A 12956-nucleotide genomic window follows, 5' to 3' on the forward strand; every position below is an offset into this window, starting at 1 on the left:
ATGACAATACAAGATTTTTTTTCAACTGTTAAAACAAATCCGTTTGAAATTGTAAAAGCAAGCGATATGGACGTAGGGTTCCAATCGATTGTCGATAATGCAAGCTTTCTTGTACGCTTAGCGGTACAGGCAGAACATGATTTTATCATAGGCGGACAGGTTACACCGATAAAAGATAGCTTAAGCGTACGGGTTTCCCCCTTTATTGCGTTTAACAAAAAAACACAACGGCTTTTGTGTAAGGGCACGGAAACGATTGTAGAACTTAAAGCCGCCCACGCAACGAAAAATAGAAGAGACGTACTTTTTATTACCGAAAAAGGTTGGGTTGATTTTAAAAAAGAAAACAGAGCCCGTTGGTTTGTTGCAAGAGGAAATGCGGGACAGACAGGGCAAGAAAACTCAGGGTTTGCAAAGGTAGAACCGCTTAATAAGCGGCAAGCGTTTAAGGTTGCACTTGCCGTTATAAGCGGAGAAAACAATTCAGGGACTGCAAAGTACTGCGATGAAGAATGTGTAAAACTAGGTGAAATATCGGTAAAAGCATCTCAGACAAAGTTCGGCAAAGAAGATATTTTTGCGGTAAGTGCCTTAGCTGAGAATGAAGAAAATGCAGGCTGGACAAATGAAACAATGAGAACCTTCTCACTTGCACCGATGAGCAAAGCGGCAATGCGCTTTTTTAAAATCCATAAACCGGACGGAACACTAAAAGATGGTGTTGTCGGAAAATCAAACCTTGCGCTTTCAGGCGGCGACATGTTAACCGGTGATGATATTGTGATTGGAAAAAAGATTGCAGTAAAAGCGGGCAGCATAAATCCCGCAACAGGAGCATTTGAGTATACTATTCCATTTGTCGGTACCGAGCGCCTAGAGTTTACTATTTTCGAGTCTGCAAAAATAAAAGAAGTTTTTGATGTTGTTTTTAATGCCTTTGCGTATGTGTGGAAAACATTTATCGCAAATGATGCCGCCGTGTATCGATATGCGCAAGGATATACCGATTTGGGGATTGCTGATTTAAATAAAGTTTTTTTTGAGGCTTTGCAAAAAGAAATACAGGAACGCATTGCCGCAATTGATAAGGAAGCAAAGGAGCGTAAAGAAGCGGATGCGGCAATTAAGACATTTGCAGAAGAAGCAATTGCACAGGAAGCACAAGAGCGCAAAGAAGCTGATGAGAAGGAAACAAAAGAGCGCAAAGAGGCGGATGCAGAAATTAAGACGTTTACAGAAGAAGCAATTGCACAGGAAGCACAAGAGCGCAAAGAAGCTGATGAGAAGGAAGCAAAAGAGCGCAAAGAGGCGGATGCAGAAATTAAGACGTTTGCAGAAAAGGCAATCGCACAGGAAGCGAAGGAGCGTAAAGAAGCAGATGAAATAGAAGCTACAGCGCGCATTGAAGGCGATAAACAAATTAAAGAGTTGGCAGAAGAAGCTATCAGCTTATCGGTTCCGGAAGGTTCAACACTCGGTATATATGATGATGAGGAGCACAAAACATTTTTAAAGCTTGACGGTAAAAGTTTTGAGCCCGCCGAATATCCGCGCTTTTACGAATACTGGAAAGAGCATTTAGCTTTTTTAGGTGAAGACAATGAAAAAAAGCCTTTTTTGCCTTATGTAGAAACAGCAGACTATAGCCGCTTAGGCGAGGTTGTCAGCTTTATCGGAACGGATTACCACCATGAATTTTTGTTGTGCGATGGGGGACCTTTTAGCCCTGATGTATACGCCGAGTTTTACGAGCAGTACTGGAAAAAACATTTAAGCCACTTAGGCAAAGATAGTATCGGGTGGCCATTGCGCCCTAAACTGAAAGGCAGCATTGCAGGCAGCAATGTATACATTAAAGCCTTGCCGCATGTTGAACATGAGTTTATTACGCCTGTTATTAAAACAGGAAAATAAGAGGTACAGGGAGGAAGGTGAATAATGATAACGATAAACGGAACGGAAATAACAGAACTAACATATAATGGTGTAGAGATAGAAAAGGCTCTCTGTAACGGCGTGGTTGTATTCGAAAAAACGAGAGAAAACATTATAAGAATGAAAACGTCTGCGGATAGTATTAAGCTGCGTGTTACAACAAAAGACGGCAGCCCGTGTGAAGTATGGAACGACGGTAAGAAAATTGCAGAGCTGCAAAGCGACAACAAGGAAAATATTGCTGTCCAGAATAACGCAGAAGAGATAATCATTAAGGGGTATGACATACAAGAGCTGGACTGCGACAACAATCGACTGACCACATTAAACGCAAGCGGTTGTACAAGCCTGCAATGGCTGTACTGCTCCTACAATCAACTGACCACATTAAACGCAAGCGGTTGTACAAGCCTGCAATGGCTGTACTGCTCCAACAATCAGCTAACCACATTAAACGTAAGCGGCTTAACGAGCTTGGAAGTGCTGTCCTGCTACTACAATCAACTAACCGCATTAGATGTAAGCGGTTGTACAAGCCTGCAACATCTGGACTGCGACAACAATCGACTGACCACATTAAACGCAAGCGGTTGTACAAGATTGCAAGGGCTGTACTGCTACAACAATCACCTAACTGAATTAGATGTAAGCGGCTTAACAAGTTTGCAAACGCTGGACTGCTACAACAATCAACTAACCGCCGAAGCTTTAAAAAAGATTTTCGAAGGCTTGCCGGAGCGGGCAAATAAAGATGGAAAGGCTGCCCTCTATAAAGACGGCGATAGCAACTACAAGGATTTTACGCAGCCTCCCGAACTTGCAGCCGCCTTTAAAGCCGCGAAAGAGAAAGGTTGGAAGTTCTATAAAAATAACTGGAGTACAGAAATATAAGGCAGCGGTATGAGAATAGTAATAGACGCTGATGTTTCAAAACAGATTATACATACTCTCAAAAGCTTATCAGAGCAGCAGCAGTTTCATGAAGTGTTAAAGCTTATGCAGAAGACTTTTGTAGAAGGCAAACACCCGCGCGATGAAGAGGGAAGGTTTGCTTCAAAGGGCGGTTATGTGCGGGCAAAGCGGCTTAAATTAAAAGAGAAGTTAAAAGACTATGTTGGAAAGGATATTAAAAATGAAAAAACAGGAATACCGGCGTATATATCAAATGAAAGTATAAATAAAATTTCAAGTGAAAAAGCAATAGAAAAAACAAAAGCAAACGGCTTTACTGTTGATGACCATTTTTATGCGGCAAGTAACATAGTTCCATTATTTAAAAAAGCTGATTTAAGGGGAGTGTATAAAGATAAAAATAACAGCAAGGATATTGTTTCAATAAAGCGGTTTAATTGCAGGTTTAGATTGCCGAGTGGTGTGGCAGCAAATGCTTATATTACTGTAAAGGAAGCTAGGATAAGTGGACATAAAATATATTCACTTGAAGTAATGGAATTAGAAAAAGCCCTCAAAAACGAGGGCTTGGGTATGGCGGTTAGAAAATCTAACGCAACATGTATCCCTGAGAATACACCACCACGCACTTTTAGTATACCAGATTCACAAAAAAAAGCAAGAGAGCGAGAGACCCATCAAACAGATGAGCAGCAGCAGTTTCATGAAATATTAGAGCGAATGCAGAAGACTTTTAATGAGGCGGAACACCCGCGAGACGAGGCGGGACGGTTTACGGATAAGGGACCCGTAAGCAAGGAAGTGCATAAAACACGGCAGCGTTTACGAGCGGTATTTACGGATAAAGCGGTTCCAATGCCGGATATTCCGTTTACCCGAGAAAATTATAATAAACTGTTTCCGAGAAATAGAATTGATACGCCTTTAGGATCAGTAAAACTTGGAGAACATCAATTTGAAAAACTGCAAGCACTTGGGCGTAATTATTTATTGGGTGCGGTTGCCACAACGTTAAAAAATCCTGTAGCGATTATTCGAGAAGAGCGGGACGGGAGAAAATCAAACCTATATGTAAAATCGTTTATAAAGGACAAAAAAAATAAAATAGTGCAGTCGGTTGTAATTGATATTGACGGACAGCATATTTCAATATCAACACATGAAAAGGATGTAAGTAACGTTTTAAACAAAATAGAAACGGTCGGTCAGCTTATCTATATAGACAGCCAACCCGACCGAATGGCTGAGCAGCATCATCTAAGCGATGAGTCGGTGGTCAACCCAACCAGGAAGCAAGAGAAAGCTCTCAAGTCCTGCACTACAAGTATACCACATTCGAAAAAAAAAGCAAGGGCGCAAAATGCAGCCTTGCCGAAGGATTTTGTATCGAGGTGTAACATGGTAAGCATTCAGCTTATGCTTTTGAAGTGGGATATAGCCGCAATACAGGAAGAAATAGACCGCCGTAATAATATGTATGACTTGGTTTTAAAGTCTTTTAACGGAATTGTGCAGGAATTAAAAAAAACACAAGGTAGTAAACAAAGGAGGTTATGAAATGAAAAAAAACCCGATAGGGAAACGATTAAAAGAGTATACCGCAAGCGCCATCAACACCGGAGGCGAAGTGTATGAAAAGATTATGGCAAGTGGAAAAGAGCACGCGGAAGAGCAAGGGGCAATTGAAAATGCGCTTTGTCAGCTATTTGATTTTATCGATTATTATCGGCAACCTGAAATCTTTAACCATCAGGGAACGCATTTATTAAAAGGGCTGAATTTTTTTTCAGGGCTTAAAAAAAGCCGGCAAGAACCATACTCATCAACAAAACATAAATACAAAGCGATGATGATACGGGTTGATGACGATGCGCCGCTTGATACGGTATGGGGCACCAAATGGAATGCGGAGCATGCGCTGCGGTATTACTTTAACAATGATGATTGCTTTGTGATGGAGTTTACCAACGAACAAGAAAAAAACCTTTTAAAAAATCAATTTATTTCTGACGGGTGGCAGGTTGACGGATTGCCGGTAGAAAAAAGCCCGCATTTAAATGATCAGGCAAGCTTGGTAAACGTGAACGGCATTCGCATGATAAACAACACCGTATTACAAACCGCTCAGGCGGTACGCATAGCGAAAGGCATTTACTCACTGCATTTTTTTATTCGAGGAGCAATGCGAAACAGCAAAGGCGTATGGCAGGGAAAACTCAATCTAAAAATTGTGCGGAAAGACGGTGCGGCAATTTTTACGAAAACCTACCGTTGCGGCATGCATTGGGAAAACATACAGGAACACCTGTATTTTGAGCAAGACGGGGAATACGATTGTATCTTTACGTGCGAAAAAAACGTTGACATTGATTTTATCAACTTATTTCCGGAAGTACCGTATCCATCACTTTCAATACTGATTGGGCACGGCGGCATGCGGGATTTATTTTCAATCTTTTTTGCGCCGCACGTAGCGGACCCGAGAGATAAAGACGATGAAAAAAACTTTAAGGACAATGAGTTTATTGTCTTTGATTTACTGGACAAATACAAATTTTGGTTTCCGTTTGCAGATGACTCGGAAAGCAAAAGAGAACGGCTGCGGCTTAAAATTGATTTTAACGACAAACACTGGGGCTACTGGACGGAGGACATCCGCTGGCTTGATTTATTATACGTGTCGGCACTGCTTGACTCCTTACTACCGGTTGGTGTTAAAGTATTTACGATTATTTCCTCACGGAGGGGAAGTTAAAAGATGCAAAACAAATCGTAAAAAAAAATTATAAAAAAGAGAGCGACACGGCGCACGGGCGAACCCTTAGAATTTTTACCTATGGTTCGCCAACGAGTTTAAAAGCTTCAATTTTATAAAACAGTGTTGATGCTTTTAAACATCATTTAGAATTGAGCACGGGCGAACCCTTAGAATTTTTACCTATGGTTCGCCAACGAGTTTAAAAGCTTCAATTTTATAAAACAGTGTTGATGCTTTTAAACATCGTTTAGAATTGAGCACGGGCGAACCCTTAGAATTTTTACCTATGGTTCGCCTACGAGTTTTAAGGCTTTAATTTTACAGTTTTGTAAGGAATTCAGTACAAAACAGTATACGAAAAATACAAAGAACAAAACAAACGGGAGGTTGTTATGGCGTTCAAAGGCAGAAAGGTACCAACAACGGTAAAGGTTAATCCATATGAGATTGCAAAAGCAAGCGATATGGAATTCGGATTTAGGAGTATTCTCGACAATTTCAGCATGCTGCTTAATGCTATCGGGGCAACACACACGCCGCTTGTCGATGAGGCGGGATTTAATAATAGTAACGAGCTTAAGTATGTCGGGAAAAAAGAAAAAGATTTTATTATCGGCGGCGGCTTAGTTGATGCGGGCAATAAACAGCTGCGCCTTTTGCCGATCTTGGCATTTAATAATAAAATCGGGCTTTTAATCAGTGATGGACTTGATAAAGATAATAAGCCCATCGAGATAGAAATAGGCAGCGGCTCAGGCAGTTTTATTCTCACGCATAAAGAAGATTATTTGTACCGAATTGAAAGTGTGTATATCGGCAATGCCAATACGGGAGAAGAGACAAGCGGCACAACGGCGAATATAAAAAAGAGCGATCCGATATGGGATGAGTTTCAAACGGAATGGCGGGGAAGTTACCGTGTCGGCGAAAACGATACTATGCAGGTAAGTACCTTTAACAAGCGGCAAAGCCAAGCGGTACGCTTATTTGTTGATTTTGGTGCACTGGTACCCCGCGCAGCTGATGCCAGCGCGAATATACCCGACGAGCGCAGCATTTGGAGCGAACGGGTAAAAATTGCCGAAGTGCTGGTATGTTTTAAACGGAACGAAACAAATTGGATTTATGAAATGCAGCCCATAACAAAAGACGATGTGCGCTTTGTAACCGCCCGCTGCTATTTTGACTGGAGAGTGCAAGAAGAAGTCATAGAAAAAGCAAAGGCGGCGGATTCGGTTTGGGTACAACATGCAAAGGTGGCAAAACCAAACCAGAATGCACAAAACCAGAAAGCCGAAGAAAAACGGATTGCAGGCATAAACCTTGACAACAAAGCATGGCGGGCGGAGCATTATAACTACCGCTGGACGGCGGAACACACCCGCACCTACCGGCTTGGCAGCATTGCCGAAATCAATGAGCAGCTCTACAAAATGCACAAGTCTGACGGCGACATAAAAGAACGAGTAATACGGCTTGACCATATCAACCTACGCCCGGAAGATCCAAACGCATTGCGCGCCGAAAAAATCCCGATTGACCTTGTCGGCAATGCGGATATTCCGCTGCCGTATAACAAGGAAATAAAATCCTACGATGATGTCAAAAAAGGCTTACGTGCCATTGCCGAAACATTGCGGGGAGATTTGATACCGGTCGGACCTGATGACGGAAGCGGAAACAGTGATATCTCCTTGCCGCATAATAAAAAAATAGAATCAAAAGAGAATATAAAAAAAGGCTTACGTGTCATTGCCGAAACACTTATTGCGGCGGATGAAAAAACTAATACGGTTAACACAACACTCAACAAAAAAATTGATACAGTTAACACAACGCTCAACAGCAAGATTAACGGAGTCGGCGAAGTTTTAACCAAACACATAAAAGCTACCGACGTCCACAGCGCAACCAGCGACCCAACCGCCTACCGCATTGCCATGCGCGACGGTAATGGCAGAATGCAGGTTGCAAGCACCGACAAAAACTCAGGCGAAAGCATTGTAAACGTCAACTTCCTTACCCGCGAATGGAGCCCCGATTTTATCATGAAAGTACTGCGTACCAAACTCATCACCAACCAACAGGAATTCGACCTCTGGGTAGGACAAGAAAACCCGAACGAAATGTATACTTTTGTCTACTTAAAAGGAGAATTTAGATCAAAACAAACGATCAACCTGGTAAAAATAGGAACAATGGAAGTAACAGGATATCCGGCGGCAAAGATATCAGCATATCCTGAACGTTATGGGCACAGTTTTTATACAGGAATGAAAGGAGATGGCAGTAATCGGAAAGTAATGAATATTAATCTATTATCGAATGACAGTCAGAATCTCTACTACAACTGTAATCTCGGCATTGAGAAATGCACCTGTATTAACTGTATGGTTGATATATACAGTAGCGGAGGGGCTTCTGATAAAGTTACCGGATTTTCTGAAAGCACTTGTATAAATTGTACGGCTGATGTGAGCGGAGCAAGTGGCTATGATGGAGATGAGAAATACCGTAACGGACTTGATGGTACTGGTGCTATCGGTTTTTACAAATGCGACAGTGAAAACTGCACCGCAACCGTACAAGGTGGATACGGCGGCAAGGGTTTTGGAGGCAATGAAACATGGAGTGACGGCGGCAATGGTGGAAACGGTGGCCATGCAATCGGGTTTAGCTATGGTTCTGTTAGCAACTGTTCTGTAGAAGCAAGAGGCGGATCGGGTGGAGACGGTGGAAGGGGTAGCCGTTTTTCAGAAATAAATCCTATTCATTACAGTGGATGGGATGGTGGGCATGGTGGCTCTGGAGGAGATGCGAAAAGTTATTATGAATGCACAGTAAAATCAATATTGAAAAAAGAACAGGTCTACGGGGGAAATGGAGGAAACGGAGGCTTCGGAGGTGAGTTAAAAACTCTGGGAAGTGGTGCTGGTTCCAACTATTGCAAGGATGGAGATGGCGGCAATGGCGGCAATGGCGGCAGTGTATGGGGCACAGTAAGAGGGGATTTAAAAGCGGGCTCTTATGGAAAATACGGAAACACTAACGGTCGCTACGCAACAGAACATGGGCGTCCCCCAAGCTCTGGAGAATATGGTGCATCTGGCTCTATATATTATTTAAATTAATGTTGTAAAATAAAGTAATTTATATTACTATTGATACAAGGAGTAAACGTATGAAAAGAAAAATTTTATCGGTAATGGTTGCAGGCTTATTTTTAAGCATGCTGATTATGAATTGCGATTCTAACGGGAAGAAAAAAATGGAAGGGCAACAAAACAAAGAGAAGCAGAGAATAGAGGAGGAACAATTGAAAAAAGAAGAAGAACGAAAAAAAGAGCAACAACTTAATAAAGAAGTGTATGCTATTTTGGATTTTAAAGGACAAAAAAACGCAAATTCTGAACTTAAAGGGAGCTCTTGGGAAGGTTTAATTAATGGGCGACCTCGGTTAATAGAGTTTGCAACTGATTCTAATAAGGCTACTTTTTTAGGTGATGATGCCGAATATACGCTAGAATCCGGTACTTTAACAATGGATTTTTCTCAAATAATAGCAATATATGAACATTGGACGCTGGATCATTCAGTGAGAAAAATGCATATTTTAATGCAAAGAGAAATTGCCGATGCAAAAAAAGAACTACAATCTTCTTTAATAACTCCTAAGAGAAAAGAAGAATTGGAAAAATTAATCAAAGAGGATGAAAAAGCTCTGCCTTTCTATACTTCTGCTGAAGCCCTTGTAAATTCTCAGTTTGAATGGTTGAAGAAAGAGCAGCCGGCGGGATCAAGCGTGACAGACGAGGAGCTCAAAAAACAAGCGTATGAAGGGGTAGAAAGGGAGCTTGGTTCATCAGACATAATAAGAAAAGAAGCCGCCGCCCTAAAAACCGTCAACCCTGTAACAGGCACTCTCTCGGCGGACAAGCAAACTATTACGATTAAGAAGATGGTAACAGATGTAAAAGAAGACGGTACACCGGTGTATGCTGAAAATGCAGTGTTTACGAAAAAGTAGCAAAAACTAAGGGGCAGGCTGATGAGGTCTGCCTTTTTTATTTATTGTCATGTTTTTTTTCGATTATTTCCAAGTTCAATGATCCTGCCATCTTTTGAATATTGACAAGAGGGAGGATAGCACTTCCGAAACCGGCTGATGCGAGTATGTTAGTAACAGCGGCACGTAAATACGGGAATAAAATAGCCGGTATTTGTTCTTTGACAAGTCTTTGTTCAATATCTTGTGAAAATTCTCCTGTTGTTTTAAACAAGCCTGATATCGAGAATGTGCCATTTGCCATAACTTCTTCATTGACTAAGACTTTTAGAAGCATCTGTATACCGTTTACGTAATATGTTTCTTCGTTATCTATAAATTTTTGAGGGTCTCTAAACATAAATTCAATATCGAATAGCTTATTTCCGTGATCCTCTGCAAGAAATTGAGTTTCCGGCGTGAGAGAAAAATTTATTTGATCAATTTTATAGTCTATAAGTTGAAAACTTGATTTTATGCTGCTAGACTGATCCATTCGTTTTCTCCTTTTTTATAAGTATCTTGCTTTATGGGTATATTCGTTTTGTATTCATGCGTTTTATATTTATGCTGGATACATGTATCTAAATTTTCTTGCACTATTAGTTTCTGAGGTATTGATTTTTGTGGTATTGATAATGTGAAATAAACGCCATAAATATTATTATCCCATAATTTTTTCTTTAGTTCGAATACGAAAGATGCAAATTCCTTTGAATGGTAGCGGTTTTTATCAAAAATTGTTATTTCATACTCATTATATTTATTAAGACGGCGCAACTCAACCATGATATTGAATTCTTTTGCTAGTTGCTCCCTGATATCATAAATAATTTTTTTATTATTACTCATAAAACTTCTTCCTTACTTAAAATATCGCTAATACAAACTGTAAATCGCTAAGAATTTTATCAAAGTTATCTTCCGTAATTAACTGTTCATCATAATCAGCAACTATACGTTGTTTGTATAGATTATCCCAACAAAGAAATAACGTAGACCAATCGATTTTATTATTCTTTGTGCTTTTTACAGTGTATAAGACCTTTTGAATAGACCCATGCGAATACGCCCGCTCTTTTTTATTTTTCACCATTTGTTTATATTTTTGTTTCGATATGCCATTAGCTATAAGATAGTCTTTTGCCTTTAAGAAGGCACAATAATATGCACGAGAAGCTCCAACATTAAAAGCCTTGAGCTTTTTACATTCCTGTGCTATTCGTTCATTTTCATTTATTTTTTGTTGAAATGACATGACAATCCTTTTAAAACGATATATCCCAAAAGCTGTTAGAGTACTGACACTGATAATATGATACGCAATTTACCGCTTATTGTCAATTATAAAAGTATACGACTTTATCGGCAGTTGTCAACGAATAGAAAATAATTTTCCTATAATGGATTCTGTTTATCCGTTAAGGATAAAAATACTTGAAAAAACCGTTTTTATGCCGTATTAATTATAAGATAGATGTAAAACAAAGCGTTACACTACTCTTGTGCGGTTGTTATTATTGTGTTAATATTTGGTACATTAAAAGGCTACAGTGATGGGATTGAAGAAGCACGACACTGGGCTTTATATGTCAAAAAAGAAAAGGAAATTTCAGTACTTTCCGCAGAAATTGAAAGCAATGATTTTTTAGATTTATGTAACTGTGTAGAACATCGAAAGTTATATGATAAGGTACTAAAAATCGCACGTGCGTTGCATTCCGCATCAAAATATAAAGATGAGGATTTTAATGATTGGCACGTATTTATACGAATAAAGGAAAATAATTCAATTGATTTTATACGGGCGTTCGTAAATGCTGCTAAGGATACTGGGCATATAGTACGAAGACCGCAAATTCAGATTTGTGTTATAAACAAGAGTTGTATTAAAAACATGCAGCTTGTTTGTGAGGAAAGGAGCTGATTATGGATGCAGGAACAAAATATTTAAAGCAATTGATACAGACATTTAGTGATATGACTGTTGAAGAGTATGAAAAGCTTTATAAAGAAACTATGGTGCAAACTGATAGCTTTCCTAAGATTCTCACTGAGGGGGTACCTCTGATTGATGAATATTTAAAGGAAAAAGAACATAAAGCTCTTGGTATTGTCTATATGTATATGTATCAGGACATTAAAAAAGAACGTATAAACATGAGTGAAACAACTTTAAAAATAAACGAGATTCTATCAAGTATTAAGGAAAACACCGGGAGAAAAAAAACAAAACCATCTATTTTTCAAAAGCCGGTTGCGCTTGTTAAAAAATCTATGACAAGTCTCCCTAATGATTTTTACAAAACAATGAAGGATGTATACAATGAAAATACTGAATATCTTTTTAATACAAGCAGGATTTAGTAGCTATGGATTACCTAAAAAAGATTTAAGCATTACAAAAGAAGTTGCGACTGAAATGAAAGATAAAGAACACGATAAAGCTCTTGCTGTTCAGTCAATAGTATTTACAATAACCGAAGATGAAGAAACGCTGGCGGAAATGGCTTTAAAATATATGGTTATATTTTGTGATTTTGAAAATGAAAGTAACAAAGAACTGGAAGACAGCATTTTTAAGGAAATGCAGCAGGTATATATAGATAAGGCAAATGAATTCCTTGTTCCGGCACATTTACCAGCCTTATACCGTCCTCATTTGCAAGATATGATCAACTCTGAAGATTAAGCTTTTCGGAATATATTGAAAATGCAGTATTTACACGTCAATAAATGGTGGTATAATTTATAGCGGGGCGGAGTCTAGTAGCTTGTATGTAAATACTGTAGAGCTTTGTATATTTCTTTTATTTCTTGGATTGGTATGTATTTTTTCATGTAGTCGTAATCAGGTTTTCCTTCGATAGTTACAGGGAGCATTATTTTTAAATTTTCCACTTTATCTGTCGCATTAAATCCATAAGAAAATCTAACTTTCTGTTTATTTATCATTTGGCTGATAAACATTAAAACATCTTTATTAAGATTATCTGCGGTATATTCTAGGGCTTTCACTCTTGTTCCAATATAAAAATTATGCGGTTGTACAAATGAATGAAAATTACCCCTATCTGCCAATGATATTGTATTATCATGCTTGAACAGTCTTCTGTTTTCTAAATTTTTAGTAAAGAAATTTATTCCATTATTTTCTATTGTGTGAGATACAACAGGATATATACCTTTTTCTAATTTTGAAATTATTATATCTCTTCCCGTGTAAACATTAAATAATTGGCTTATAGAAAATTCCGACCAAGTTTTTTGCTCGAGCGGTATCATTTTTTCTTTATATTGCATTGC

The 12956-nt window shown here is 39.1% G+C and carries 13 protein-coding genes; 9 read left to right on the forward strand and 4 right to left on the reverse strand.

Features of this window, described 5'->3' with window-relative positions; genetic code table 11:
• From FUT79_RS05300 to FUT79_RS05325, 6 genes are all read left to right on the forward strand, one after another.
• Complete coding sequence (locus tag FUT79_RS05300; RefSeq protein WP_148889375.1) at positions 1-1914, forward strand: cell envelope integrity protein TolA; 1914 nt, start codon at positions 1-3, stop codon at positions 1912-1914.
• 24 nt (positions 1915-1938) lie between these two features.
• Complete coding sequence (locus FUT79_RS05305) at positions 1939-2826, forward strand: leucine-rich repeat domain-containing protein (protein WP_148889377.1); 888 nt, start codon at positions 1939-1941, stop codon at positions 2824-2826.
• A 9-nt stretch (positions 2827-2835) separates the two neighbouring features.
• Complete coding sequence (locus FUT79_RS05310) at positions 2836-4404, forward strand: LPD3 domain-containing protein (RefSeq protein ID WP_148889379.1); 1569 nt, start codon at positions 2836-2838, stop codon at positions 4402-4404.
• Position 4405: 1 nt separating this feature from the next.
• Positions 4406-5602: a hypothetical protein gene (locus FUT79_RS05315; RefSeq protein WP_148889381.1), complete on the forward strand. Its 1197-nt coding sequence runs from the start codon at positions 4406-4408 to the stop codon at positions 5600-5602.
• Between the two features lie 395 nt (positions 5603-5997).
• Positions 5998-8736: a hypothetical protein gene (locus tag FUT79_RS05320; protein WP_148889384.1), complete on the forward strand. Its 2739-nt coding sequence runs from the start codon at positions 5998-6000 to the stop codon at positions 8734-8736.
• 50 nt (positions 8737-8786) lie between these two features.
• Positions 8787-9632, forward strand: coding sequence for a hypothetical protein (locus FUT79_RS05325; RefSeq protein WP_148889385.1), 846 nt, complete (start codon positions 8787-8789; stop codon positions 9630-9632).
• A 37-nt stretch (positions 9633-9669) separates the two neighbouring features.
• Here FUT79_RS05325 and FUT79_RS05330 read toward each other — a convergent pair whose 3' ends face one another.
• The 3 genes from FUT79_RS05330 to FUT79_RS05340 are packed head-to-tail and all read right to left on the reverse strand — an operon-like array spanning position 9670 to position 10908.
• The gene (locus FUT79_RS05330) at positions 9670-10146 is read right to left on the reverse strand and encodes a protein-export chaperone SecB (protein ID WP_024751702.1); all 477 of its coding nucleotides are present in this window, start codon (positions 10144-10146) and stop codon (positions 9670-9672) included.
• A complete protein-coding gene (locus tag FUT79_RS05335; RefSeq protein ID WP_024751703.1) occupies positions 10125-10502 on the reverse strand; it encodes a hypothetical protein in 378 nt (125 codons plus the stop codon). Before FUT79_RS05335 ends, FUT79_RS05330 begins: the two co-directional genes overlap by 22 nt.
• A 16-nt stretch (positions 10503-10518) precedes the next feature.
• Positions 10519-10908, reverse strand: a complete 390-nt coding sequence (locus tag FUT79_RS05340; RefSeq protein ID WP_024751704.1) for a hypothetical protein — start codon at positions 10906-10908, stop codon at positions 10519-10521.
• 264 nt (positions 10909-11172) lie between these two features.
• Here FUT79_RS05340 and FUT79_RS05345 point away from each other — a divergent pair, with 264 nt between their 5' ends.
• The 3 genes from FUT79_RS05345 to FUT79_RS05355 are packed head-to-tail and all read left to right on the forward strand — an operon-like array spanning position 11173 to position 12342.
• Complete coding sequence (locus FUT79_RS05345) at positions 11173-11577, forward strand: hypothetical protein (RefSeq protein WP_148879054.1); 405 nt, start codon at positions 11173-11175, stop codon at positions 11575-11577.
• 2 nt (positions 11578-11579) lie between these two features.
• Positions 11580-12017, forward strand: coding sequence for a hypothetical protein (locus tag FUT79_RS05350; RefSeq protein WP_148889387.1), 438 nt, complete (start codon positions 11580-11582; stop codon positions 12015-12017).
• Entirely contained in the window at positions 11977-12342 is a 366-nt protein-coding gene (locus FUT79_RS05355) for a hypothetical protein (RefSeq protein WP_024751707.1), read from the forward strand. Before FUT79_RS05350 ends, FUT79_RS05355 begins: the two co-directional genes overlap by 41 nt.
• A gap of 74 nt (positions 12343-12416) precedes the next feature.
• Here the strand turns inward: FUT79_RS05355 and FUT79_RS05360 are convergent, their stop codons facing one another.
• The gene (locus tag FUT79_RS05360; protein ID WP_148879052.1) at positions 12417-12953 is read right to left on the reverse strand and encodes a restriction endonuclease subunit S; all 537 of its coding nucleotides are present in this window, start codon (positions 12951-12953) and stop codon (positions 12417-12419) included.
• Positions 12954-12956: the final 3 nt, after the last annotated feature.

It is taken from the genome of Treponema phagedenis (assembly GCF_008153345.1).
In the GTDB taxonomy this organism is placed as follows: Bacteria; Spirochaetota; Spirochaetia; order Treponematales; family Treponemataceae; genus Treponema; species Treponema phagedenis.